We start from the raw sequence: 24,722 nt of genomic DNA on the forward strand, positions 1-24,722 counted from the left end.
CCTGACACGCCGACCCCGAGTCGTGCTCCCATACTGGGCCATTCGCGACATCGCCGTTCCCCGTGGCGACCGGCGATTCAGCGAACTCGGCGTGGCTCCGGCGAGGCGGCGTCGGGCAGCTTCGCGCACAGGGCGTCCTTGCCGGGAGCCTCGCCGGTGTCCAGGAGACCGCAGCGGACGACGGGCTTGGCGTGGCCCCACGCCGCCTCGTCCACCTTCATGATCGCGATTGCCTTGTCGGTGGGCGTGTGCCGCTCGGAGGCGCTGAAGTCGATCACCCCGCCGGATCCCTCCCAGGCGGCGTCCCCCGCCGTGCGGGCGAGCCGGTAGAGGATGTCGCCCCGGCTGGGCAGCGCGCCGGCCTCCCCCGCGCCGACGGCCCGGTAGGCGGTGTTGGCCGCCTGGTAGATCACGTTGATCGCGTCGTAGGTGAGGATGAGGCTGTCGTCGGAGGCCGTCTTGTGGGCGCCCTTCAGCAGGCCGCTGACGAACCTGGTCGGCTCCGCGGAGCTCTCGCGCCAGAGCGTCCGATGCGCCAGTGCCAGATAGTAGACCTCGACCTGCTTCATCGCGGCGATCTCGCCGCCGTGGTCGGACACCACCTTGACCACGTCGTCGCCGGCGATCACCTTCACCTCGCCGCAGGCGTTGCCCTCCAGGGCCATGAGGAAGTCGCGGAATTCCGAGGCTCGGCCCGCGTAGACGATGACGTCGGGCTTGAGCCTGCAGGACTTCACCGCAGCGGAGGAGATGCCGCCCGCCTCGACGGTGTAGTAGACCCGGTCCTCGACCCGGATCCCCCGATCGGCCAGCACCGCCTGGAAGTCGTCGGCCAGGTTGTTGGTGTACTGGTCGCTGGGCGACCCGTCCTGCACGATGACCGCGCTCGGCTTGCTCACGTTCGCGAGAAGGCGCTGCTCGACGAACCGCGAGCCCAGCGCTGCCTCCCGGAAGTTGGTCGGCCCCACGTGGAAGTAGTAGGGAGACGGGTCGCCCGGGTCATCGGGCTTGGCGGGGTCGTGGATGTAGCCGAGCCCGTCGGCCGTCGCGGTGCTCGACACCATCGGGATCTTGGCCAGGTGCAGCTCCCCGACCGCTTCGCTGACCCCTGTCACGCTGCGCGCCAGGCCGACCACGCCCATCACGTGCGGGTCCTGCTCGGCCATCTCGGTGATGAGCCGGGCCGTGCGGCGGCCATGGGCGAAGTTGTTCCCCGCGTTCGCGAGGAGCACGCGGAGCCGGGGCGTGCTGGAGACGTCCCGCTGATACTGCTCCACCGCCGCGAGCTCGGACAGCGCCGCCGCGAGCCGGGTGTCGTCCGCCGCGGTCTTCCTGATGGAGAACTCTCCGAACACCACGACGCTGACGTATCTCCCGGAGTCGATGGCGTAGGCGTTGTTCGCGTCGATCTTCTGGACAAGCCGGCGCACCTCCTCGCCGAACAGGTCTTCCGGGGCCTCGCGGGTCGCGTTGACGACGCCGACGCACTCGGCCCCGATCCGTTCGGCCCAGCGGAGCCCACCGCAGTGCGCGGCCCTGTCCCACTGGTTCCAGGCGACCCAGCTCATCGGCAGCACCACCAGCGCGGCGACCACGAGCCAGTAACCCACGGCCCGCCCGCGCAACGGCGACAGCGGCCGGTCCCCCGGGGCGGCGGCGGGAACGGCCTCGGCCCGGACGCCGAGCCGAAGGTCCGGGACGCGCTGCCGGGCACCGGCCCGCCACCGGCGGACCGCCTCGGCGAGCTCGTCGAGCTCCGCGGGACCGGCCTGCGGCCTGGCCTCGACGTCGGCCACCGCCGCCAGCACCACCATCGGCACGAGCAGCCCGGTCTCCCTCGTGGTCTCCTCCATCAGCCGGAGGAAGCGCGCGTTGACCCCGTCAGGCGTGCCGGCCTGGAGCAGCAACAGGGCATACAGTCCCCGGCCCCAGCTCGGCCACGGGGTGATCCACTTCTTGTAGGCCTCACGCAGGTCCCTGGCCAGGGCGTGGACCAGCAGCCGCTCGATGTCGGCCTCGCTCGCGCCCGCCAGGCGGAGGGCGTACTGCGGCTTGCGCTCGAACCGCTTGCGCGTCAGATAAGGCTGCTCGCCGAACCATCTGAAGGTGAGCGAGCCCCGGATCGACCGCCACCCCTGCCAGCCGGCGCCGACCAGCGCCAGCAGACCGCCGCCCACCAGGGGGACGGCGCCCACGAAGTCGGTGACGCCGCCCAGGAAGTAGACCGCCAGCGCGCCGATCGGCAACCACGTCACGAGTGCCCGGCCCACGAGGTCGATCGACACCTTGAGGTTGCGGTAGCCGGCGAACCTGCTCTTGCGCCACTCCTTGAAGCGCTTCTTGAACTCCCGATAGCCGGTGTGCGTCTGCGGATCGGGCGGCCACGTCCCGCCGCCCTCCGGTGGCAGGTCGCGCTGCTCCCTCGCCCACACCACGAACTGGGCGAGCGGGAAGCGCGGCGGCGGCAGCAGCGAGCCGCCCACAGGCTTGCCGAGCTGGCCGTGCTCCCCCGCCAGCGCCTTGACCAGCTCCAGCACCGAGCCGTGCGCGCCATCGCGGACGTCGGCGTAGGGCACGCAGTCCTGGAACGGCTTGGCGAGCATCTCGATCGCCTGGAACGCCTCCGGCCCCATGACCAGCACCGTGGGCAGCGGAGGGTCGGCGCGCCAGAAGGCCGGCCGGCGTACGAGTCCCTCGATGACACCCCGTAAATCGGCCACCCGGGCACTCCCTCAGCCGGTGATCAACTCTACTGTCCAACGAACAATCGCTGGAAAAGGTTCGACCTTCTCATCATCCGGACCCGGCGTCAGGCAATCGCTCCGGATGGATAACCTGGTCACGTGGCTGACATCGTGATTCCCGCTGACATCAAGCCCGCCGACGGCCGCTTCGGCTGCGGGCCCTCGAAGGTTCGCACCGAGCAACTGGCCGCCCTCGCCGCCTCCGGCGCGAGCGTGATGGGCACCTCTCACCGCCAGAAGCCGGTCAAGAACCTGGTCGGCCGAGTGCGGTCCGGCCTCGCCGACCTGTTCTCGCTGCCCGACGGCTATCAGGTCGTCCTCGGCAACGGAGGCACCACCGCCTTCTGGGACATCGCCTCCTTCGGGCTCATCCGCGACAGGTCGCAGCACCTGTCCTTCGGCGAGTTCTCCTCGAAGTTCGCCACCGTCGCCAAGAAGGCGCCGTGGCTGGGCGAGCCCTCGGTCATCGCCTCCGAGGTCGGCACCCACCCGCAGGCCGTGGACGAGGACGGCGTGGACGTCTACGCGCTCACCCACAACGAGACCTCCACCGGCGTGGCCATGCCGATCAGGCGGGTGGGCGGCGACGACGCGCTCGTGCTCGTGGACGCCACGTCCGGCGCCGGCGGCCTGCCCGTGGACGTGTCGGAGACCGACGTCTACTACTTCGCCCCGCAGAAGAGCTTCGCCTCCGACGGCGGCCTGTGGATCGCGCTCATGTCGCCGCGCGCCCTGGCCAGGGTCGAGGAGATCGCGGCGTCCGGCCGCTACGTGCCGGAGTTCTTCTCCCTGCCGGTGGCCATCGACAACTCCGCCAAGGACCAGACCTACAACACCCCGGCGGTGGCGACGCTGTTCCTGCTGGCCGACCAGCTCGACTGGATGAACGGCAACGGCGGCCTGGCCTGGACCACGTCCCGCACGGCCGACTCCGCCCAGCGGCTCTACACCTGGGCGGACAAGTCGTCCTTCGCCACCCCGTTCGCCGCTCCGGAGTTCCGCTCGCAGGTGGTCGGCACCATCGACTTCGCCGACAGCGTGGACGCGGCGGCGGTGGCCAAGGTGCTGCGCGCCAACGGCATCGTCGACACCGAGCCCTACCGCAAGCTGGGCCGCAACCAGCTGCGCGTCGCCATGTTCCCGGCCATCGAGCCGTCTGACGTCGAGGCGCTGACGGCGTGCGTCGACTACGTGGTCGAGCGCCTCTGACCCGTCCTTCGGGACAACTCGTCGAGGAGGGTCAGCGCGTCCTCCTCCTCGACGCTCTGCGCGAACCTCGCCAGCACCGGCGGCCTGTCGGTGCTGGCGGCCAGCGCGTCGAGCATGAGCCGGGTGACGTGCTCGGCCTGTGAGCGGGCGGCGGCATATCTGAAGGCGTTGCGATGGGGCGTGCGGATCAGCATGCCCTTCTTCACCAGCCGCTCGGCGACGGTCTGCACGGTGGTGTAGGCGAGCTCACGGTCCTCGTTCAGCTTGGCCAGGAGCTCTCTGACCCGCATGGGCTTCCCGGCATCCCACAGCACGTCCATGATCGCGCTTTCCAGGGATCCCAGGCTCGCCAACAGACCGATCCTCCAGAATGTTCAAAAAGAAACGTTCTTTCCCGAATCTCCCCGATTGATCGCGTCCTGTCCACCTCTACGCCGGCATGGGCGTCCTGGGAGCTAGATGGCCGCCTGCGACGGGCGGCGCAGGACCCAGGCGGCGACCACGCCGCCGATGAGCCCGAACAGGTGCCCCTGCCAGGAGATGCCCGGCTGGTTGGGCAGCAGGCCGGCCAAGATCGACCAGTAGGCGATCGCCACCCCGATGCCGAGAACGATGTCCAGGATCCGCCGGTCGAACAGGCCGCGGGCCACGACGTAACCGAAGTAGCCGAACACGAGCCCGCTGGCGCCCACCGTGATGACGTCGGGACTGGTGAACCAGGTGCCGATGCCGCCGATGACGATGATCAGCAGGCTGGCCGCGAAGAACCTGCCGACCCCGCGCAGCCCCGCGAGGAACCCGAGGACCAGCAGCGGCAGCGAGTTGGCCATCAGGTGGCCGAAGCCGATGTGGAGGAACGGCGCGAAGAAGATGCCGACCAGCCCTGAAGGCTCCCACCCGACGATGCCGAACTCCTGGTCGAGGCTGCCGCCGAGGACGTAGTCGACCACCTCGACCCCCCACATGACGCCCAGCAGGGCGACCATCAGGAGCAACGCGCTCAGGGCGCCCGACAGCAGCGTCCCGGCTCCGCGCTTGGCGGACTCGAACGGGGACCTCGAATAGTCGCTCATCCGCATCTCCCAGGTGGTCGGTCTTCTCTACCGTACGTACGAAGCCGTACGGGCGCGTAAAGAAACCCCCTCCCGATCACGAGAGGGGGCTACCGCCATACCGGGCTACTCGCCCTTCCACTGGGGGGCGCGCTTCTCGGCGAAGGCCGCCGCGCCCTCCATGGCGTCCTTGGAGCCGAACACCGGGTTGATGATCGCGCCCTGCCGCTTGAACATCTCCTCCAGCGACCAGTCCTGCGACTCGATGATCACCTTCTTGGTCGCGGCGAGAGCCAGCGGCGCGTTCGCGGCGATCTTGCGTGCCAGCTCCAGCGCCCCCTCCAGAGCGGCCCCCGGCTCGGTGATCCGGTTGACCAGGCCCAGCTCGTACAGGCGGGAGGCCGGGTAGTGATCGCCGGTCAGGGCGATCTCCATGGCCACGTGGTAGGGGATCCTGCGCGGCAGGCGCATGATGCCGCCCGCGCCCGCCACCAGCCCGCGCTTGGGCTCGGGCAGGCCGAACTTCGACTCCGAAGAGGCCACGATGAGGTCGCAGGACATGGCCAGTTCGAAGCCGCCCGCCAGTGCGTACCCCTCGACGGCGGCGACGATGGGCTTCTTGGGCGGCGCCTCGGTCAGGCCGCCGAAGCCGCGGCCCTCCACCACCGGAAAGTCGCCGGTCAGGAATCCCTTCAGGTCCATCCCCGCGGAGAACGTGCCACCTGCTCCGGTCAGGACGTACGCCGAAATATCGGGACGTGCGTCGAGCGCGTCCAGCGCCGCCACGACGCCCCGCGCGACCGCCCCGTTGACCGCGTTACGCGCCTTGGGGCGGTTGATGGTGATCACGGCTACGCCGTCGGACTCCTCGACGAGAACTTCGTCAGACACGAGACCTCACTCACTCGGGACTTACTTGGGCTGGAAGCGGATGCCGCCGTCGAAGCGGACGACCTCGGCGTTCATGTAGTCGTTCTCGACGAGCGAGCGCACCAGGTGGGCGAACTCGTCGGCACGGCCCATGCGCTTGGGGAAGACCACCGGCGCCACCAGCTTGGCCTTGAACTCGTCGGAGTTCGGCGAGAAGCCGTAGATGGGGGTGTCGATGATGCCGGGGCAGATCGTGTTGACCCGCACCCCGATGGCGGCCAGGTCGCGGGCGGCGGGCACGGTCATGCCCACGATGCCGCCCTTGGAGGCGCTGTAGGCGAGCTGACCGGTCTGCCCCTCCAGCGCCGCCACGGACGCGGTGTTGATCACCACGCCGCGCTGCCCGTCGGCGTCGACCGGCTCGGACTTGGCGATGGCCGCCGCGCCGATGCGCATGAGGTTGAACGTGCCGATCAGGTTGACCTCGATGACCTTGCGGTAGGAGGCCGGGTTGTGCGGCGCACCCTCGCGGTTGACCGTGCGCTCCGCCCAGCCGATGCCCGCGCTGTTGACCACCACGCGCAGCGGCTTGCCGGTGGCCACGGCTGCGTCCACGGCCGCCTGCACCTGCTGGTCGTCCGACACGTCGGTCTTGGCGAACACGCCGCCGAGCTCGTCGGCGACGGCCTTGCCGCGCTCCTCGTTGAGGTCGGCGATGACCACGGTGGCGCCCAGGCGCGCCAGCTCGCGGGCCGTGGCCTCACCGAGGCCGCTGGCACCGCCGGAGATGATTGCTGCAGATCCGTTCACGTCCATAGCACGGACCCTAACCCGCCAACCGAATGAAGTTCTACTCGGGGGTGGGTCAAATTCCTCCCACGGCACTGTCCACATCGGAGTAGACCTTGATGCGGCGGTCGAGCCCGGTCGTGCGCAGGATCCGCGCCACCGGCGCCTGCGGCGCGGCCAGCGAAACGCCACCGCCCTCGCCGGTCGCCAGCCGCCAGGCCTCGATCAGCACCGACAGGCCGCTGGAGTCCATGAAGGACAACTGCTGGAGATCGAGCACGAGCCTGGCGCTGTCCTGCTTGATCGCGTCGCGCACCTCGTCACGGAGGAACGGGGCGGTGAACAGGTCGAGCTCTCCCGAAACGGCCACCACCACGGCGTCACCGAGGGCGTGTCGCGCAAGCCGCAGCTTCATTGGCCCCTCCTCGATGAGCCACTGTACTTCGACTTGCCCCGATACCGGGCATGCGCAACTACGATCAGTCGTATGCAAGAGGACGGGACGGTACTGGGGATCCGCATGCCGTCCACCCGCCTCAGCCCGCTACGGGCCGTGCTGCGCCGAATGGCGATCGCACTGGCGATGCTGCTGGCGATGTTCGCGCTGGTGGCGGTGGATCTCGACGGCTACCACGACAACGCCGACGGCCGCGTCTCGCTGCTCGACGCCCTGTACTACGTGACGGTGTCGATCTCCACCACCGGCTACGGCGACATCACCCCCGTCACCACGGGGGCCAGGATCGTCAACATCGTGGCCGTCACGCCGCTGCGCATCGCCTTCCTGGTCGTGCTCGTGGGCACCACACTGGAGGTCCTCACCAAGCGCACCAGGGACGCCATAATGATCGAACGCTGGAGGGGCAGATTGCGCGACCACACGGTGATCATCGGTTACGGCACCAAGGGACGCGCCGCGAGCCGCACGCTGATGGAGAACGACCGGGCCAAGGAGTCCATCGTGGTGGTGGACCCGGACCCCGCCGTCATCGAGGAGGCGGCGGCCCACGGCTTCGTCGGCATGGTCGGCGACGGCAGCCGCAGCCACGTCCTCAACCGCGCCAGGATAAGGGAGGCCCGCGAGGTCATCATCGCCACCCGGCGTGACGACACCACGGCCCTGGTCACGCTCACCGCCCGCAGCCTCAACAGCAGGGCCACGATCGTGGCGGCGGTGCGCGAGGCCGAGAACGACCCCCTGGTGCGGCAGAGCGGCGCCGACGTGGTGATCACCTCGTCGGAGGCCGCAGGCCGCATGCTGGGCGTGGCCACGCAGAGCCCGGCCGTGAGCGCGGTGATCGAGGACATGCTCGCCTACGGCAAGGGCGTGGACCTCTACGAGCGGCCCGTCCTGCCGGCGGAGATCGGCAAGCCGCCGACCATGGGCGACGAGCTCGCGGTGGCCGTGGTCCGCGACGGCAAGCTCATGACGTACGCCGACCCGAGGGTCGCGGAGCTGCGCGCGGGCGACCGGCTGGTGGTCATCCACGTTCCGCCGCCGCCGGAATAGCGAACCCGTAGGGCAGCTCCAGGCGGTGGCGGGCGAGCAGGTCCGCGTCGGCGAGCAGCTCCCGCGTCGGGCCGTCGGCGGCGATCACCCCGTCGGAGAGGATGAGCGAGCGCTCGCACAGCTCCAGGGCGTACGGCAAATCGTGGGTGACCATGAGCACGGTCACGTCGAGCGAGCGCAGGATCTCGGCCAGCTCCCTGCGGGCGGCCGGGTCCAGGTTGGACGACGGCTCGTCGAGCACCAGGATCTCGGGCCGCATCGCCAGCACGGTCGCCACCGCGACCCTGCGGCGCTGGCCGAACGACAGGTGGTGCGGCGGCCGGTCGATGGCCTCCAGCATGCCGACGCGCTCGAGCGCGGCGCTGACCACGGCTTCGAGCCGCTCGCCCCGCAGGCCCGAGTTGGCGGGGCCGAACGCCACGTCGTCCCGGACCGTGGGCATGAAGAGCTGGTCGTCGGGGTCCTGGAAGACCAGGCCGACCCGCTGCCTGATCTCCTTGAGCGTGTCGCGGCGCACCGGCGTGCCCGCCACCGTCACGGTGCCGTGCCCGGCCGTCAGGATGCCGTTGAGGTGCATGACGAGCGTGGTCTTGCCGGCGCCGTTCGGGCCGAGCAGGGCGACCCGCTCGCCGCGCCGGATCGTGAGGTCCACGCCGAACAGCGCCTGCGTCCCGTCGGGGTAGGCGTAGGCGAGGCGGCTGACCTCAAGGGAGTTCTGATCTGTCACAGCGAGAGTCCCAACACTGCCAGGGCCGCGATGGGCAGGGCGAGCGCGGCACCCCATTGTCCAGCAGATGCCGATATTTCCTGAATTATCGGCATCTGGCCGGAGTAGCCTCGGCTGAGCATCGCCAGGTGCACCCGCTCGCCGCGCTCGTACGAGCGGATGAACAGCGCCCCGGCAGACCGGGCGATCACCGGAATGTGGCGGAGATTTCGCGCTTCGAACCCTCGGGACTCCCGCGCGATCCGCATCCGCCGCATCTCGTCCAGGATCACGTCCAGATAGCGGAGCATGAACATCGCGATCTGCACCAGCAGGCCGGGCACCCGCAGCCGCTGCGCACCGAGCAGCACCGCACGCGGCTCGGTGGTCGCCGCGAGCAGGATCGAGGCGACCACGCCGAGCGTCGCCTTGGCCAGGATGTTCCAGGCCGCCCAGAGACCGGGGACGCTCAACGACAGCCCGAGCACCGTGACCCTCTCCCCCAGCCCGATGACCGGGATGAGGAAGGCGAACAGCACGAACGGCAACTCGATCACCATCCGCCGCGGGATGTAGGCCGGCGGGATGCGGGCCGTGGCCGCGACGGCGACGAGCATGAGCGCGTACGCCCCGAATGCCCAGAAGTGCTCGCGCGGGGTGGCCACGACCACGACGGCGAAGCAGAGGACGGCGAGCAGCTTGCACTGCGGCGGCAGCCGGTGCACGGCCGAATCGCCCGGCAGGTAGAGCTGATGCCTGTGCCCCACTCCCATCTGCCGCTCACCGCCTCCCGCTCGCTCAGACCCGCGACTTGTCCCGGCCGCGTGCGGCGTAGGCCAGCACCCCGGCCACCAGCAGCGTCAGCCCGACTCCGATGATCCCCGCGACACCCACGGGAATGCCGCCCACGTCACCGTAGTCGGCCAGCGCCCATGAGCCGAACAGGTGGTCGCCCGCCTGCTCCAGAAAACCCTTCTCCTCGGCCACGGACTCCAGCCCGTCCGGGTCGGACGAGGCGAAGAACGACACCACGCCCGCGAGCAGCAGCGTCAGCCCGAGCGCGCCCAGCACGAACGGCTTGCTCCGCACCGGGGGCGCGGGCTCACCCGGCGCCCGCTGCGGCGTGACCGTGCTCGTCCCGTCGGCTCCCCGCAGCTCCAGCGGCCGGGCCAGCCCGCGCGCGCCGTACACCAGGTCGGGGCGGACGGCCAGCACCGCGCCCACGGTCAGCGCGGTGATCAGCCCTTCGCCGATGCCGATCAGCACGTGCACGCCGCCCATCGCGGCCGCGACCGCGCCGATCTCGATCGGCGCGGTGCCGCCGATCCAGAACAGCACCGTGAACACCAGCGCCGAGGCGGGCACGGAGACCAGCGAGGCGACGAAGGCCGCGGCGCTCACACCGGCCCGGCCGGTGGCGAACCGGGTGATCAGCTTGAAGACCCCCCAGCCGACCAGCACCGTCACGATGCCCATGAGGAAGATGTTGACGCCCAGCGCCGTGAGCCCGCCGTCGGCGAAGAACAGTCCCTGTACGAGCAGGACCACGGTCATGCAGAGCACGCCTGTATAGGGTCCGACGAGGATGGCCGCCAGCGCTCCGCCCAGCAGGTGACCGCTGGTCCCGCCGGCGACAGGGAAGTTCAGCATCTGGACGGCGAAGATGAACGCGGCGACGAGCCCGGCCATGGGCGCGGTCCTGTCGTCGAGCTCGCGCTTGGCGCCACGCAGACAGACCGCCACCCCGGCGGCGGAGACCGCTGCTGCCGAGATGGATACGGCGGCGTTGAAAAAGCCATCGGGTACGTGCACGACCAGCCTCCGTCAGCAGAGAACAAACGTCCCTACTTTAGGACATCGTATTGCACCTGCATATGGATGGCATTAGCGCATGATTCTTCTGAACACCATCCGCGCGGTGAGCCGCCGCACGACCGTGCTGAGCCGCCCCTTGCCCGCCGTCGCGTACGGGCGCACGCTCCTCAGCACGATGCCGCCCAGCCACCGTCGCGGCGCGGCGACCGTCGCGGCGTCCGTCTCGATCCTGAATCTGGCAGGCGGCCCGCCCAGCTCCAGCTCCAGGTAGGCGTCCCAGGTGCCGGGCGAGAGCCGGCCGACGGCAGGCCGGGCGACGAACCCGCCACCGGACAGCGCGACCACCCGATCGGCCCGCTCCCGGCCGCTGCCCCGCTCGCGCCAGACCAGCCGCCGCACCGCGGACGCGGGCGGGACGGTCCCGGCGACGGTGATCTCGCCGTCGACGACCAGCCGCCCGAACGACCAGCTCGTCCTGGTGATGCGCGCGTTCCCCGGCACCCCGACCACGTACCCGCCGACGTCGATGCTGAGGTTGCCGTTGTCCCTGGTGAAGTACGGCAGCGCGACCACGCCGCCGATCAGCCGGGGCGCCGGCCGGGCGACTCCGCCCTCCCGGTCCGCGCCGAGCCTGCCGGCCCTGACGACCCCCTCCAGCTCGACGGTCACCCGCAGGTCCCACACCCCGGCGCCGAGGGCGGCCACGTCGATCCCGGCGGTGAACCCGTCGCCCTCCTGCTCGGCGGCCACGACCAGCTCGCGGCCGGGCTCCTGCCGCGGCCGCAGCACCAGGGCGACGGCCTCGTGCGCGCCGACCCCCTCCAGCGCGGCGGTCCCCGTCACCACCAGCCGGTCGCCGTCCCAGCGCAGCCCGGTCAGGCTGCGCCGCACCATGGCGCTCTCGATGTCGGCCAGGCGGACGAGGCGGTCGACATCGCCGAGGGCGGCCAGCCGCTGCCTGTCGGTGCCGCTCAGCCGCTGGTAGACGCCGGAGGTGAGCCACTGGTCGCAGATGCCCGCCACCGCCTGCGCGATGTTCTTGCGCTGCACGTCTCCGGCCTCCAGGAACGGCGTGCCGAGCTGCGCGAAGGCGTCCAGCCTGAAATGCCGCAGCAGGAGGTGGTCGCGCAGCTTCCCCGGCGGGATGTGCTCGGCCATGAGCTGGATCGGCCCTCTGATCATGGCCAGCCAGGAGACCGGGTCACGGCTGTCCGGCCGCTGCATGATGCTGCTGCCGTCGGCCCTGTCGACCAGGTGGTAGCAGTCGTGGTCGGCGACCACGGAGATCGCCTCGGCGTGGCAGTAGGCGTGCACGGTGAAGTAGATGTCCTCGCCGACCAGCAGCCCCTCGCGGAACCTGATGCGGTGCCTTTCCAGCATCTGCCTGCGGAACAGCTTGAAGCAGCTCAGGCTGTTGTAGACGGCGCTGTCGCCGAGCTCCACCCGGTCGGCGCTGCGGTGGAACATCGAGACCGGGGCCCGCCGCCCATGTCCGACGATCTTGCCCAGCACGATGTCGGAGCCGTTCCTGTCGGCCGACGCGACCATGCGCTCCAGCGCCTCGGGACCGAGGTAGTCGTCGGCGTCGCAGAAGAACACGTAGCGGCCGGCGGCATGGTCGAGGCCGACGTTGCGCGGCCGGCCCGCACCGGTGCCGCCTTCGACGCGGACGACCCTGACGATGCCGCGGTGGTAGGCGGCGTAGAGATCGAGCAACTCGGCCGTGCCGTCGGTGGACCCGTCGTCGACTACGACGATCTCCTTGCGTACCCGCTGCACGAGCGCGGCCGTGAGGCATCTGTCCAGGTACGGCCGGCAGTTACGGGCGGGGATGACGATGCTCACGTCAACGCCCCGGTCGACGTTCACGTCGACGCATACGTCAACCGGGCCGTCGCCGCCCGTTGTCACCATCGCCACCACTAACCCGCCCCTCGGCGTAACAGCGTGCTTGCGCCTCGTATCAGTATGTGACGACGGCCGCGGGTGGCGTGGGGCGATCGGAGGTCTTCGTACTCCGGTTTTGCTCAGGAAGGCCATTCATCGCAAACTTCGAAAAGCCGCAGGCAGCCCGCCAATTACCGCATTCAACCCGCACCGAATCGGCTTCAGGGACGTTGTTATCCCCCTCGGGAGGAGAGAACCTCCCCGGGGGAACAGTGCCGTACCCCCCGCCCTCCACGCGTGATCCATAGCTGGGGTCGGCGCGTCTACAGTTAGGCAACCTTGACGGTGGAGGTGGCGGCTATGCGAACGGGTCTCCGCAGGCGGATGGCAGGAAAAGGGTCGGCTGTGCACACTGCTGAATTCATCGTCTCCTCAGCTCGACTGGGAGAGCTCTACGAGTGCTCCGCACTCCTGCGCCGGACGAGGCTGCGGTCGGAGGAGATCGTCGACGAGGCACGCGCGCTGCTCGCCGAGGCCGAGCGGCAGGGCGACGCCGATCGGGTCCTGAGCCTGACCGAGCAGCTCGAGCAGGCCCGGCGGTCCTACTCCAAAGTGCTCAACGCGTACGTCATCATCTGCCGCAAGATAAACGAGGAACGCCAGGAAATCCTCCAGGCCCAAATGGAACGCGACCGGCACGCGGGCCTGTCCGGAGTGGCCTGACATATCCGCAGTGATGTGTGAACCTGTGTGACTTCTGGGGCGTCCTTAGTTAAGGGAGGCCCGCATGCGCGTCCTTGACGGTCTGGCGGCGACCGATCTCGACGAGTTCCAGCTGGAACTGCTGGTGATCGTGGCGCTGCACGAAGAGGCCGAACGGCTGGCCGCCGAATGAACGGGCTCCAGCTCCCCGGGATACCGGGGAGCTGGAGCAGGGGGCTCGATAGCATTGGATCTCATGCTGCGCTGCGCCTTGCTCGACGACTACCAGAGTGTCGCTCTCCACCTGGCCGACTGGTCATCCGTGCGGGCGACCAGCTTCCACGAGCACTTCACCTCCGCCGACGACCTGGTGGCCGCGATCCACGACTCCGAGATCGTCGTGATCATGCGTGAGCGCACCCCGTTCACGGCGGAGCTGTTCGCCCGGCTGCCTCACCTGCGCCTGCTGGTCACCACCGGCATGCGCAACGCCTCGATCGACCTGGACGCCGCCAGGGCGCACGGCGTCACCGTGTGCGGCACGGAAAGCGACTTCGCCCCGCCGGCCGAGCTGTCCTGGGCGCTGATCCTCGGCCTGGCCCGCCAGGTGGTCGCGGAGTCCACCCTCATGCGTCAGGACGGCCCCTGGCAGAGCACCCTCGGCACGGACCTCAAGGGCAGCACTCTCGGCCTGCTCGGCCTTGGCAGGATCGGCTCCCAGATGGCGGCGATCGGGCAGGCGTTCGGCATGGACGTGCTCTCCTGGAGCCGGAACCTGACGAAGGGCCGGACGGACGAGCTCGGCGTGCGGCTCGCGACCGGCATGGACTCCCTGCTCGCCGAGTCGGACTTCCTGTCCGTCCACGTGGTGCTGAGCGACCGCACGCGCGGCCTGATCGGCTCGCGGGAGCTGGCGCTGATGCGCCCCACGGCCTACCTGATCAACACCTCCCGGGCGGCCATCGTCGACCAGCACGCCCTGGCCGAGGCCCTGAAGGCCGGCCGGATCGCGGGGGCCGGCCTGGACGTCTTCGAGACCGAGCCGCTGCCGCCCGGCCACGACCTGCGCACCCTGCCCAACGTGCTGGCCACTCCACATCTCGGCTACGTGACGCGCGGCAACTATCGGACCTACTTCCGCCAGGCCGTGGAGGACATCGAGGCCTTCCTCGCGGGAGCCCCCATCCGCCTGCTGTCGTGAGGCTGCCTCAGTCGGCGTGACAGGGCTGCGCCTGGTCGAGGCTCGGGCAGGTCTGGAGCAGGCGCTCCACGAGCTGCCGCTGCTGCTCCGGGGTGAGCCGCACGGGCCAGACGGCCGGCAACATCAGCAGGTCGCCGTTCGCCATGCCGACAAGGTCAACGGGGAATGGTGGGGAGGGGGTCACAGTGGTGTCATTCTCGCACGTCAGCTGCCTCCGCGAGTGTTGTTCGCGTCCTGGCGCTCCGAGAGTTTCCGCAGGCCAGGGCGACATTAGCCGACTTATGGTGACTTGCTCCGCGCTCGGAACGCCGCGGTCTTGACCCGGTTCTGGCAAGGAGTCGAACAGAACCGGCGGGTCCCGTTGCGCGAGACGTCCACGTACACCCGGTCGCAGTGCGGGGCCGTGCACACCCCGAGCCGGTCGTGGAACTCGCTTCCCAGCACCAGCGCGAGCCCGGTGGCGCAGCTCGCGGCCCAGTCCCCCGCCATGGTGCCGCCCGGCCCGTGGAAGTGCAGGTGCCACGGCTCCCCGTCGTGCCGCTGGAGCATCGGCCTGGCGTCGGCCTCTTCCAGCAGGGCGTTGACGCGCATCGCGGCGGTGTCGACGTCCTGCGCGACCGCCTCGAAGATGGCGCGCAGCCGCAGCGCGACCCCGACCAGCTCGGCGGCCTCGGCCTCGGTGGCCGGCCGATGGCCGGGGTATCCGACCCGCAGCCCCTCGGTGGCGGCCGCGGCGACGTCGGCGGGCGGCGGGGCAGGCCGGCCTCGCCGCTCTCCGGGGGTCAGGCTGTTGACCAGCCCTACGGCCACCCTGACCACCCCGTCCGTGTGACTGTTGAAGTTCAATTGACCAGTTACACCTTTTGCTCTAGGTTTGTGACTGTTGAAAGTCTAAACGACGGTCACAAGGAGATGCCTGTGCTCACCCACGATGCCGCACTCGGCTGGATCGCGCGCTGGGACCGCCAGCAGGAGGGCTACCTGCCCGACCGCGAGGAGCGCTTCACCGCCCTCATCGACGCCGTCGAGGCCCTGGACCGTCCCGACCCCCTGGTCATCGACCTCGGCTGCGGCCCCGGTTCCCTGTCCGCCCGCCTCCTCGATCGCCTGCCCAAGGCCAGGGTGATCTCCGTGGACGCCGACCCGCTGCTGCTCGGCCTCGGCCGGGCCGCCTACCCGCACCTCACCTTCGTCGCCACCGACCTGCGCACACCCGGCTGGACGGCCGCACTCGGCCTCGACCGCGCCGCCGACGCCGCCGTCAGCACCACCGCACTGCACTGGATCTCCCCGTCCGACCTGGAGAGCTTGTACACCGAGCTCGCCACCGTCCTGCGCCCCGGCGGCCTCCTCCTCAACGGCGACCACTTCGACTCCGACGACACCACCCCCGCGCTCGCCCGCATCGAACGCGCCATCCACGACAAGCAGACCGAGCGCACGTTCGCCGGCGACCAGCCGGAGGACTGGCGCACCTGGTGGGACGCCGTCGAGGCCGACCCCGCCATGGCCGCGCTCAACGGCGCCCGCACCACCGCGGGCGCCTCCCACCACGGCTCGGAATCCCTCCTGCTGTCCCAGCACGCCGACGCCCTGAGGAAGGCGGGCTTCGCCGAGATCGGCACCCTCTGGCAGCGCGGCAACAACCGCCTGCTCTGCGCCGTCCGCCACTGAGCGCCCTTCGAGGAGGCCATGCCGCCGCCCGTCCTGGGTAGCCAACACTCATGGAAGACTCCGGCCGGCGCGGACACCTCATCGGCGCGGGGGCCGGCACGGCGGCGGGGCTGATCTGGGGGCTGGCCTTCCTGCTGCCGGTGCTGCTGCCGGGGTGGAGCCCGGTCGCCGTGACGGTCGGCCGCTACCTGGCCTACGGCGCGGTCTCCGTGGTGCTGTTCGCCTTCGGCGGCCGCGCGCTCTGGCGGCTGCTGCGCCGGCACTGGCAGGTCGCCCTGGCCTTCGCCATGGCCGGCAACGTCCTCTACTACCTGTTGCTCGTCCTCGGCATCCAGCTGGTCGGCGCCCCCGTCACCGACATCGTCATCGGGTGCATCCCCGTCACCGTGGCGCTGGCCGGCAACGCGCTGTACGGCGCCTACCGATGGCGCTCCCTCATCCTCCCGGTGACGCTGGTCGCCGCCGGCCTGGCCCTGGTCAACGTCCTGGAGCTCAGCGGCGCCGCGGCCACCGAGGACCGGCCGCCCGGGCTGAAGCTGCTCGGCCTGCTGGCCGTCTTCGGCGCCGTCATCCTGTGGACCTGGTACGGCCTGGCCAACGCGCGCTTCCTGACCCGCCACCCCGACGTGCCGGGCGCGGGCTGGTCCACCGTGATCGGGCTCGGCACCGGCGCGATCACCCTCGTCGGCCTGCCCGTGGCCGCGCTCACCGGGCAGCTGACCCCCAGCCCCTCGGAGCGGACCCCGAGCCTGGCCGCGTTCGCGGTGGCCGCGCTCGTGCTGGGCATCGTCGTGTCGTGGGCCGCCACCGGCCTGTGGAACGTCGCCTCGGCCCGGCTCTCGCCCACGGCCGCCGGGATGCTGATCAACGTCGAGACGGTGGCCGGTTTCACGTACATCTACGTGGCGCGCGGCGAGTGGCCGCCGCTGGGGCAGGTCGCCGGGTTCGCGCTGATCCTCATCGGGGTGCTCCAGGTGGTGCGGCTTCCCGCCATGGAGAGCCGGACAACCGGCGGACGGCTGCGCCGGGCGGCCCTCCTCTAGAGACGGCCCCATCGGATGCCCACGCGAGCTGCGCGGTGGACGCCCCCAACGCCCGCTGGATCGCCGGCAGGCTCACCACGACGGTGGTCACCGGCAGATAGGCGACGAACACTCCCGCGCAGGCCAGCGCGACAGTGGCTCTCCTCGTGCGGGCGGCCTCCGTCCCCGAACTCGAAACGTTCAAGGAAATCCCCCTTGTCGCGCGGCGCGGCGCGGTCGATGGCAGACGCGCTACTTTGCGCCAAGTCCAACGCCCGAATCCAGCCGGCCGCCCCCGAATCGCGGGAATCCGACACCGAGGCACTGGACATCCGTGATTTCCGACACTGCGAGGTGCGGCGCCGACCGCTCTTCTGTCTCAGCTGCCTCAGCGAAGGCGGCCGGCGTGGTCGGCGGCCCAGGTCGCGCCGCGGGTCAGCGCGTGCCGATCTTCATGTTGAGGAGCTTCGGCAGCCCTGCGACGAACCGCTGCGCCACGTTCACCGACACGTCCCCCTGGTGGCTGTCCTCCACGCGGGCGATGGACGCGCGGATCGCGTTGCCGCCGGCCCAGCGGAAGGGCTCGGGAGGAAACCTCGGCACCTTACGCGTGACCAGGGGCAGCCGCGCCCACTCGTCGTCCCGCTCCGCCGTCAACGACGTCAGGATGCGCCCGATCAGGTACGACGGGTTGACGCCGTGCCCGGAGAATCCTCCGGCGCGCAGGATCCGGCCGGCCTTGCTGCGGCGGAAGAACGGCAGGCCGTCGCCGCTGACATCGATGGGGCCGCCCCAGGCTCCCTCGACCCGGACGCCCTTGAGCTCGGGGATCAGGAACTCGAGGCCGCGCCTGGCCCGGTCGATGGCCTCCCTGTCGGCGTAGAGGCGGGCCGGCAGGCGGCCGCCGTACGCGATGTGGCCCGACCCGCTGCCGATCGCGATGCGGCCGTCCGGCGTCGTCCGCAGGTAGTGGACGAACATGCGGGCGTCAAAGATGCCGGGGCCGTCGCGCCAGCCGAGCTCGTCCAGCACGTCCGGCACCGGCTCGGTGATGATCATGTGGCTGCTGAAGTTGACGGTCCGGCTTTCCGCCCCGCTCCGTTGGAGGTGGGAGGCTCCGGTCGTGACGATCGCGCGCCCGGCCGTCACCCTGCCCCGGGCCGTCTGGACCTCGACCCGGCCGTCCAGTTCGCGGATCGCGTCGACCGCCGACTCCTCGTGCACGTCCACACCGGCGTCGATGACGCGGCGTCGCAGCATGCGGCCGAGGCGGGCGGGCTGCACGGTGGCTCCGTGCCGGTAGAAGACGCCCTTCCTGAAGCGCCGCGAGGCGCACAGGCCGCGGGCGTCCGCGCCGTCGACGGCCGTGACCTCTTCGGAGACGCCCAGTTCCCTGGCCACGGCGACCGACTGCTCGACCGCGAGATCCTGCTCGGGCGTCGCCGACACCATGGCGATGCCCGCCTGGTTCAGCCACAGGTCCGGCTCCGCCTGGTCGCAGAACGCGAGGATTCCCCGCTGAGCCTCGTCCGCGGCACGGGCGACCTCCAGAGCGCCGTCAGCGCCGAAGAGATCCCGCAACTGGCCGAGCTGCCCCCAGTAGCCGTGGACGAACCCGCCGTTGCGGCCGCTGGGCCCCAGCCCGCACCGGTCACGCTCCAGCAGCGCGACGCGCAGGCCGGGCGACTCCCTCTTCAAATGCCACGCGGTCCACATCCCGGTGTAGCCGCCGCCGATGATGACCACGTCCACGTCGAGATCGCCGGCGAGCGGCGGGCTGCCGGGCACGCCGCCCTCCCAGCGGAGCGCGTCTTCGATCCACCAGGGGTTGGCGGCCGTGGCGACGAGTTCGTCCATCGACCGCTTCACCGGGTCTCCTCGAAGGTGAGTTCGCTCCAGTCGCGCAGCGGTCCTTCGGGCCGCAGGCAAGCGTGCAGGTACGCGGCCGCGTCCGTCAGAGCGACCTGCCCGAGCCGGATGGTGCCCGGCATGCGGAAGAAGCCGTGGATCGTTCCCTTGAAGCGCTTCATCGTGACGAGGTTCCCCGCCTCGGCGAGCTTGCGGCCGTAGCTCTCGCCTTCGTCTCTCAGCGGATCGAGCTCCGCGGTGATGACGAACGTGGGAGGCAGGCCGCCGAGATCCCGCGCCCTCGCCGGGGAGTGCCCGGTGTCCTCCTGGTCGGGGTTCTCGCCGAGGTAGTTGGCCCAGTACCAGCGCATGCCCTCGGCGTCGAGGCCGTAGCCCGTCCCGACGGTGACGTACGACTCGCTCCCGCAGGTGCTGTCGACCGGAGGGTAGACCAGCACCTGGCAGCGTGCTCCCGGCCCTCCGTCCCGCGCGCGGAGCGTCATCGCGGCGACGAGGTTCCCGCCCGCACTGTCCCCGACGATCCCGATGCGGTCCGGGTCGACGTCCAGCTCGGCCGCGTGGGAGACGAGCCAGGCAAGAGCGGTCTCGCAGTCGTCGAGCGCCGCCGGATAGCGGTGATCGGGGGCGAGCCGGTAGTCCACGGCGACCACGGTCACGCCCGCCATCGCGCACAGGGCCCGGCTCACCCCGGCGTGCGTGTCCAGGTCCCCGACGGTCCAGCCGCCTCCGTGCACGTACAGGACCGCGGGGCCCGCCTGGGCGGGCCTGCTGGGGCGGAAGACGCGGACCGGCACCTCGCCGGCGAGGTGGTCACGCACCTCGCCGACGGCGGGGACCGGGCCGAACTCGGCCGACAGCACGGTCCGGTTGAGCTCCCGCGCCTCGGCAGCGCCCATCTCCTGCTCGCTGGTGAGGTCGGCGGCGGCTTGGGCTCGCAGGTAGGACTCCGTGCAGGGGTCGATTTCCGGCGTACGGTTGGTGGTCATAGAGGGGACTTCGCTCCGTTGATCTCGATGGCCTTGATGGCCGACTTCTCCAGGCCGTACTTCTTGAAGATCGCCGCGTACGTGCCGTCCTGGACGAAGCCGTCCAGCGCGGACTTGATCGCGTCGCGCAGGGCCTGGTCCTCCTTGCCGATCCCGATGCCGATCTTGATGGGGTTGTAGCCGTTCGGCGGCGCGCTGGGGTCGTCCAGCACCTCGAACGCGTTGCCGCCGTCGCTGTTGCGGGCGATGTGAACGCCGCTCGCCAGGTCCACGAAGAAGCCCGCGGACTTGCCGGTCCGCAGGGACAGGAGGGCGTCGGAGCTCTTGGGGAACTGCTCGATCGTGATGGGCTTGCCGGACGCGGCGCAGGTCGAGGCGTTGAACTCCTTGATGAAGGTGACCTGGATCGCGCCCTGCTCCATCGAGACGGTCTTGCCGCAGAAGTCGGACAGGGTCTTGACGCCCTGGGGATTGCCCTTGGGGATCACCATGCCGATCCCGGCGACGGCGTAGTCGACGAAGTCGATCTCCTTCTCGCGCTCGGCGTTGTCTCCCATGTCCGAGATGATGAGGTCGAACTTGTTCGCCTTGATGCCGGGGATCACGCCGTCGAAGCTGACGTTGGTCCATTCGCTGCGCAGGCCCAGCTTCGCCGCGACGGCGTCGCCGAGGTCGATGTCCAGCCCGATGAGCTTCTGGTCGTCGTCGAAGTACTCGAACGGCGGGTACGGCGCCGCGGTGGCGATCTTCAGGACGCCGCCGAGGCTTTCCGGCACCTTCTTGCTCAGGTCCGGGTCGGCCTTGATCGTGACGCCGGCGATGGTCTTCGGGGCGCCGGGCTCGGTAGTGGCACCGTTCCCGCAGGCGGCTACGCTGCCGAGGGCCAGGCATGCGGCAACGGCCGCCATCTTCACTTTCATCATGTGCTTCCTAGATCGCGCTGGAAGGATGGGGTCAGGCCAGAACCTTCGAGATGAACTCCCGCGTTCTGGCGTGTTCGGGATTTCCGAGTACCTGCTCCCCCGGGCCCGATTCGACGATCAGACCGTGGTCCATGAACGACACGACGTCGGCGACCTCACGGGCGAAGCCGATCTCGTGGGTGACGACGATCATGGTCATCCCCGACTCCGCGAGGTCCCGCATCACCGCCAGCACCTCACCGACCAGCTCAGGGTCGAGCGCCGAGGTGGGCTCGTCGAACAGCATGAGCTTCGGCCGCATGGCGAGGGACCTGGCGATGGCCACGCGCTGCTGCTGGCCTCCGGACAGGGCCGACGGGTAGCAGTGCTCCTTGCCGGAGAGCCCCACCCGGTCCAGGAGCTCCCTCGCCTCCTCGAACGCCTGCTCCTTATCGCGTTTGAGCACCCTGATGGGAGCCTCGACGAGGTTCTCGATGGCCGTCATGTGGCTGAACAGGTTGAAGCGCTGGAAGACCATGCCGATCTCGCTGCGCCTGCGGCAGATCTCGCGGTTCGGCAGCTCGCGCAGCACGCCGCGCTCCTCCCGGTAGCCGACGGGCTCGCCGAAGACGAGCAGCCGTCCGGCGTCCACGGTCTCCAGATGGTTGACGCAGCGGAGAAACGTGCTCTTGCCCGAGCCGCTGGGTCCGATCAGGCACACCACCTGGCCGGCGTGGACGTCCATGTCCACGCCCCGCAGCACATGCAGATCGCCGTACGACTTGTGCACGCCTTCTGCCCGCATGGCGGGCGTGGTGTCAGGCATTCTTGAGGCCCTTCCATCGGGCGATGCCGAACAGCCGTCCGGCCGTTCCACGCGATCCCACGTCGGCCGTCCCGCGCCCGTACCGCCGTTCGAGGAACGCCTGGAACAGCGTGAGCACCGAAGTGACGGCCATGTACCAGATGCTCGCCACGATGAGCAGCGGGATGACCTGGAAGTTCTGCGAGTAGACCTGCTGGAGGTTGGTCAGCAGGTCCTTGCCCGCGATCACCGAGACCAGCGCGGTCGTCTTCAGCATGGTGATCGCCTCGTTCCCCATGGGAGGGATGATGCTGCGCATCGCCTGGGGCAGGATGACCCGCCGCAGGGTCTGGCCGGTGTTCATCCCCAGCGAGGAGGCCGCCTCGATCTGGCCGCGATCGACGCCGAGGATTCCGGCCCGGACGATCTCCGATGCGTACGCCGCCTCGTTGAGGCCCAGCGCGAGGAGCGCGGCCACCATCGGCGTCATCAGGATGTCGGTGCTGACGGAGGCGAACACCACGTCGGTGAACGGGATGCCGAGGTCGAACCGAGGATAGAGAGCGCCGAGGTATCCCCAGAAGATGATCTGGATGAGGACCGGCGTCCCCCTGAAGACCCACAGGTAGAGGTTCGCGCACGTCGAGAGCACCCTGTTCTTCGAGATCCGCATCACGGCCAGCAGGGTTCCGCCGACGATGCCGAAGAGCATGGCGAGCACGGTCAGATAGAGGGTCACGGCGAGACCGCTCAGCGTGAGGTCCCGGAACAGGTAGTTCAGCACCACCTGCTTGTCGAGGCGGGGGTTGACCCAGAGGGAGTGGAGGATCGCCGCGACGAGCACCGCCACCACGACGGCGCCGGCCGTCCTCCACCGGCGCGCTCCCCTGCGCGGAAGGACGCGTAGCGGCGGGGGCATCCCGGTGCCGGGGCCCCGATCCGCCGTCATGTCATCACCTCGTCGGGCAGCCCTGCCACGCGGATCTCCTTGCCGAGCTTCTTGCCGCGGGCTCTGGCGTACGCGAGCGAGGCGATCGCCGCGTCCTGGAAGCCGACTCCGGTGAGGTCGGCGACCGTGATGTCGCTGTCGCGGGCGCGGCCGGACCTTTCGGCTGACTGGACGGCCCCGAGCGTGACCACCTTCGCCGGATCCCAGGTCGCCTCCACTGCCGCGTACTGCAGCTCGCCGACCGTCCTGGCCTGGCCGAGATCGTCCACGGCGATCGTCGCGGCCCGCGCCAAGCAGTCCCTGTCCAGCTCTCGCTTGCCCGGCGTGTCCGCTCCGACGGCCGTCACATGGGTGCCTGGGGCGAGCCACTCTCCATGGACCACCGGCTCGCACGAGGAGGTCGCGGTGACCACGATGTCCGCGTCCGTCACGGCGTCCCGGGCGGACCGGCATACCTCTGCCGTCACGCCGAAGCGGGTCCGGATGTCGAGCGCGAACCGCTCGACGTGCGCCGCACGCCTGGCGAACACCCTGACAGAGGTGACCCTGCGCACGTTGAGCAGGGCTTCGAGCTGGAACAGCGCCTGGCTCCCGGCTCCGATCACCGCCACCGATGACGCGTCGGGGCGCGCCATCAGGTCGGCGGCCAGCGCTCCCGCGGCTCCCGTCCTGAGCTCGGTGAGATAGCCGTTGTCGAGCAGCATGGCCTCCAGGTAGCCGGTGGTGGCGCTGAAGACCAGGCTGAGGCCGCCGTGGGTGGCCAGGCCCGCCTCGATGTTCCCGGGGAACAGGGACGCGACCTTCACGGCCCAGTCGGGCGTGCCGTGGATGTAGGAGGCCTTCGCGTGCACCTCCCCGTCCTCGCCGGGGAAGGCCAGCGCGATGATGTCGGGTTTCTCCACACGGCCGGCGTGGTGGGCCGCGAACCCCGCCCGCATCGCCTCCAGGGCGTCGGCGGGGGTCAGGAGCGTGTGGATCTCGGTCTCACTCAGCAGGAGCATCTGCCATTACCTCCGAGAACGTGGAAAGGGCGACGTTCCTGCCCGTGACCAGGGCGACGGGCCTGCCGCGGCGGGCGGCTCGCGAGGCGAGGAGCGCGGCGACCCCGGCGGCGCCCGAGCCCTCGACGACCTGTCCGTGCTGGGCGGCGAGGAACCTCATGGCCGCGCGGATCTCCTCCTCCGTAACCGCCACCATCTCGTCCACCCTGCTCGCGGTGATCTCCACGGTGACGGATCCCTCCTCGAGGTTCCCCGCGAGACCGTCCGCCAGCGTCGGTCCCACGTCGACGCGTTCCACCCGGCCCGCCCTGATCGCGGTGCTCATCCCGGGCGAGGCCGCGGTCTCGACGCCGACGATCCGCACCTCTGGCCGGCGCATCGCCCAGAGGCAGATGCCGGAGATCAGCCCGCCGCCGCCGACAGGGACGAAGAGCGTGACGGGCTCGCCGATCTCCTCGAGTTCGGCGCCGATCGTGCTCTGGCCGGCGATGACGTGCGTGTCGTTGTAGGCGGAGATGTAGGTGAATCCGGACTCCGCCCGCGCGATCGCGTGGGCTTCCGCCTCGTCGTAGCCGCCGTCGGCGTACTCGAGTTCGCAGTCCATCGAGCGCAGCGCGTCGACCTTGGCCCGGGAGGCCGTCTTCGGGATGACGACGGTGGCCCGGCGCCCCAGCCGTCTGGCCGCCCAGGCGATGGCGATACCGTGGTTCCCCGCCGACGCGGTGATGATCGGGCCGGTCGGAGGCGCGGCGGCCACCGCGGCGAGCGCCCCCCGCACCTTGAAGGAGCCGGTCGGCTGGTGGTTCTCCAGCTTCAGCGACGCTCCCGGGGCCAGCGCGGTAACCGGCCACAGCGGCGTGGGCACGAGAGCTTCGGCCACAACGGAGCGCGCTGCCGCAAGATCCACCAAATCAGGTGATTTGACTGAATTGCGTGCTTTGGGGGGCATGCAGCAAAGTATTGAGAAGGCCATAGATTGTGGTCAATCACCGAAAATCGCCGATGAGGTTAAGCTCAGCTAATGCTCAG

At 70.1% G+C, this 24,722-nt stretch carries 25 protein-coding genes; 6 read left to right on the forward strand and 19 right to left on the reverse strand.

Translation table 11 applies throughout. The features are described 5' to 3' along the window. Nucleotides 1-77: 77 nt before the first annotated feature. Nucleotides 78-2,720, reverse strand: coding sequence for an ABC transporter substrate-binding protein (locus tag V5E28_RS45205; RefSeq protein ID WP_336216403.1), 2,643 nt, complete (start codon nucleotides 2,718-2,720; stop codon nucleotides 78-80). Nucleotides 2,721-2,843: 123 nt separating this feature from the next. Here V5E28_RS45205 and serC point away from each other — a divergent pair, with 123 nt between their 5' ends. Beyond that, nucleotides 2,844-3,953 carry a phosphoserine transaminase gene (gene serC, locus V5E28_RS45210; RefSeq protein WP_336216405.1) on the forward strand — a complete coding sequence of 370 codons (1,110 nt, stop codon included), beginning with the start codon at nucleotides 2,844-2,846 and terminating at the stop codon, nucleotides 3,951-3,953. Here serC and V5E28_RS45215 read toward each other — a convergent pair. The 5 genes from V5E28_RS45215 to V5E28_RS45235 form a co-directional block, all read right to left on the reverse strand. Then, nucleotides 3,932-4,306, reverse strand: a complete 375-nt coding sequence (locus V5E28_RS45215; RefSeq protein WP_336216407.1) for a BlaI/MecI/CopY family transcriptional regulator — start codon at nucleotides 4,304-4,306, stop codon at nucleotides 3,932-3,934. The genes serC and V5E28_RS45215 overlap by 22 nt on opposite strands. Before the next feature lie 102 nt (nucleotides 4,307-4,408). Continuing rightward, nucleotides 4,409-5,026 carry a rhomboid family intramembrane serine protease gene (locus V5E28_RS45220; protein WP_336216408.1) on the reverse strand — a complete coding sequence of 206 codons (618 nt, stop codon included), beginning with the start codon at nucleotides 5,024-5,026 and terminating at the stop codon, nucleotides 4,409-4,411. A gap of 105 nt (nucleotides 5,027-5,131) precedes the next feature. Then, the gene (locus tag V5E28_RS45225) at nucleotides 5,132-5,896 is read right to left on the reverse strand and encodes a crotonase/enoyl-CoA hydratase family protein (RefSeq protein ID WP_336216410.1); all 765 of its coding nucleotides are present in this window, start codon (nucleotides 5,894-5,896) and stop codon (nucleotides 5,132-5,134) included. Nucleotides 5,897-5,917: 21 nt separating this feature from the next. Continuing rightward, a complete protein-coding gene (locus V5E28_RS45230) occupies nucleotides 5,918-6,691 on the reverse strand; it encodes an SDR family NAD(P)-dependent oxidoreductase (protein ID WP_336216411.1) in 774 nt (257 codons plus the stop codon). A 49-nt stretch (nucleotides 6,692-6,740) separates the two neighbouring features. Then, nucleotides 6,741-7,079, reverse strand: coding sequence for an STAS domain-containing protein (locus V5E28_RS45235; RefSeq protein WP_336216412.1), 339 nt, complete (start codon nucleotides 7,077-7,079; stop codon nucleotides 6,741-6,743). Between the two features lie 72 nt (nucleotides 7,080-7,151). Between V5E28_RS45235 and V5E28_RS45240 the strand changes: the two genes are divergently transcribed. After that, the gene (locus V5E28_RS45240; protein ID WP_336216413.1) at nucleotides 7,152-8,174 is read left to right on the forward strand and encodes a potassium channel family protein; all 1,023 of its coding nucleotides are present in this window, start codon (nucleotides 7,152-7,154) and stop codon (nucleotides 8,172-8,174) included. Here the strand turns inward: V5E28_RS45240 and V5E28_RS45245 are convergent. The 4 genes from V5E28_RS45245 to V5E28_RS45260 all read right to left on the reverse strand — a co-directional run bounded on the left by V5E28_RS45245 (nucleotide 8,146) and on the right by V5E28_RS45260 (nucleotide 12,540). Beyond that, the gene (locus V5E28_RS45245) at nucleotides 8,146-8,901 is read right to left on the reverse strand and encodes an energy-coupling factor ABC transporter ATP-binding protein (protein WP_336216414.1); all 756 of its coding nucleotides are present in this window, start codon (nucleotides 8,899-8,901) and stop codon (nucleotides 8,146-8,148) included. The two genes, V5E28_RS45240 and V5E28_RS45245, sit on opposite strands and share 29 nt — an antisense overlap. Continuing rightward, a complete protein-coding gene (cbiQ, locus tag V5E28_RS45250; RefSeq protein ID WP_336216416.1) occupies nucleotides 8,898-9,653 on the reverse strand; it encodes a cobalt ECF transporter T component CbiQ in 756 nt (251 codons plus the stop codon). Before cbiQ ends, V5E28_RS45245 begins: the two co-directional genes overlap by 4 nt. Before the next feature lie 25 nt (nucleotides 9,654-9,678). Further along, on the reverse strand, nucleotides 9,679-10,692 hold the full coding sequence (locus tag V5E28_RS45255; protein ID WP_336216417.1) for an energy-coupling factor ABC transporter permease: 1,014 nt from the start codon (nucleotides 10,690-10,692) through the stop codon (nucleotides 9,679-9,681). A gap of 72 nt (nucleotides 10,693-10,764) precedes the next feature. After that, nucleotides 10,765-12,540 carry a glycosyltransferase family 2 protein gene (locus tag V5E28_RS45260; protein ID WP_336216419.1) on the reverse strand — a complete coding sequence of 592 codons (1,776 nt, stop codon included), beginning with the start codon at nucleotides 12,538-12,540 and terminating at the stop codon, nucleotides 10,765-10,767. A 447-nt stretch (nucleotides 12,541-12,987) separates the two neighbouring features. On the opposite strand from V5E28_RS45260, the gene V5E28_RS45265 reads away from it, so the two are divergent. Next, on the forward strand, nucleotides 12,988-13,305 hold the full coding sequence (locus V5E28_RS45265) for a hypothetical protein (RefSeq protein ID WP_336216420.1): 318 nt from the start codon (nucleotides 12,988-12,990) through the stop codon (nucleotides 13,303-13,305). A gap of 235 nt (nucleotides 13,306-13,540) precedes the next feature. After that, on the forward strand, nucleotides 13,541-14,485 hold the full coding sequence (locus V5E28_RS45270; protein WP_336216422.1) for a D-2-hydroxyacid dehydrogenase family protein: 945 nt from the start codon (nucleotides 13,541-13,543) through the stop codon (nucleotides 14,483-14,485). A gap of 7 nt (nucleotides 14,486-14,492) precedes the next feature. On the opposite strand, the gene V5E28_RS45275 is transcribed toward V5E28_RS45270, so the two are convergent. Both V5E28_RS45275 and V5E28_RS45280 read right to left on the reverse strand, forming a co-directional pair. Then, nucleotides 14,493-14,630, reverse strand: coding sequence for a hypothetical protein (locus tag V5E28_RS45275; RefSeq protein WP_336216423.1), 138 nt, complete (start codon nucleotides 14,628-14,630; stop codon nucleotides 14,493-14,495). Between the two features lie 134 nt (nucleotides 14,631-14,764). Next, entirely contained in the window at nucleotides 14,765-15,331 is a 567-nt protein-coding gene (locus tag V5E28_RS45280) for a CGNR zinc finger domain-containing protein (protein WP_336216425.1), read from the reverse strand. Between the two features lie 72 nt (nucleotides 15,332-15,403). Here V5E28_RS45280 and V5E28_RS45285 point away from each other — a divergent pair, with 72 nt between their 5' ends. Continuing rightward, nucleotides 15,404-16,159 carry a class I SAM-dependent methyltransferase gene (locus tag V5E28_RS45285; RefSeq protein ID WP_336216426.1) on the forward strand — a complete coding sequence of 252 codons (756 nt, stop codon included), beginning with the start codon at nucleotides 15,404-15,406 and terminating at the stop codon, nucleotides 16,157-16,159. Between the two features lie 50 nt (nucleotides 16,160-16,209). Beyond that, a complete protein-coding gene (locus V5E28_RS45290) occupies nucleotides 16,210-17,202 on the forward strand; it encodes a DMT family transporter (RefSeq protein ID WP_336216427.1) in 993 nt (330 codons plus the stop codon). A 414-nt stretch (nucleotides 17,203-17,616) separates the two neighbouring features. Here the strand turns inward: V5E28_RS45290 and V5E28_RS45295 are convergent, their stop codons facing one another. The 7 genes from V5E28_RS45295 to V5E28_RS45325 are packed head-to-tail and all read right to left on the reverse strand — an operon-like array spanning nucleotide 17,617 to nucleotide 24,600. After that, nucleotides 17,617-19,050, reverse strand: coding sequence for an NAD(P)/FAD-dependent oxidoreductase (locus tag V5E28_RS45295; RefSeq protein WP_336216428.1), 1,434 nt, complete (start codon nucleotides 19,048-19,050; stop codon nucleotides 17,617-17,619). Then, nucleotides 19,047-20,036, reverse strand: coding sequence for an alpha/beta hydrolase (locus tag V5E28_RS45300; RefSeq protein ID WP_336216429.1), 990 nt, complete (start codon nucleotides 20,034-20,036; stop codon nucleotides 19,047-19,049). Before V5E28_RS45300 ends, V5E28_RS45295 begins: the two co-directional genes overlap by 4 nt. Beyond that, nucleotides 20,033-20,959, reverse strand: a complete 927-nt coding sequence (locus V5E28_RS45305; protein ID WP_336216430.1) for an ABC transporter substrate-binding protein — start codon at nucleotides 20,957-20,959, stop codon at nucleotides 20,033-20,035. The genes V5E28_RS45300 and V5E28_RS45305 overlap by 4 nt, the downstream gene beginning before the upstream one ends. 31 nt (nucleotides 20,960-20,990) lie before the next feature. Beyond that, the gene (locus tag V5E28_RS45310) at nucleotides 20,991-21,764 is read right to left on the reverse strand and encodes an amino acid ABC transporter ATP-binding protein (protein WP_336216431.1); all 774 of its coding nucleotides are present in this window, start codon (nucleotides 21,762-21,764) and stop codon (nucleotides 20,991-20,993) included. Then, nucleotides 21,757-22,692 carry an amino acid ABC transporter permease gene (locus tag V5E28_RS45315; protein WP_336216432.1) on the reverse strand — a complete coding sequence of 312 codons (936 nt, stop codon included), beginning with the start codon at nucleotides 22,690-22,692 and terminating at the stop codon, nucleotides 21,757-21,759. Before V5E28_RS45315 ends, V5E28_RS45310 begins: the two co-directional genes overlap by 8 nt. After that, entirely contained in the window at nucleotides 22,689-23,693 is a 1,005-nt protein-coding gene (locus V5E28_RS45320) for an ornithine cyclodeaminase family protein (RefSeq protein ID WP_336216433.1), read from the reverse strand. Before V5E28_RS45320 ends, V5E28_RS45315 begins: the two co-directional genes overlap by 4 nt. Next, nucleotides 23,677-24,600, reverse strand: coding sequence for a threonine ammonia-lyase (locus tag V5E28_RS45325; protein WP_336216434.1), 924 nt, complete (start codon nucleotides 24,598-24,600; stop codon nucleotides 23,677-23,679). The genes V5E28_RS45320 and V5E28_RS45325 overlap by 17 nt, the downstream gene beginning before the upstream one ends. Between the last annotated feature and the right edge of the window lie 122 nt (nucleotides 24,601-24,722).

The organism is Nonomuraea sp. LPB2021202275-12-8, assembly GCF_037044575.1.
Lineage (GTDB): Bacteria > Actinomycetota > Actinomycetes > Streptosporangiales > Streptosporangiaceae > Nonomuraea.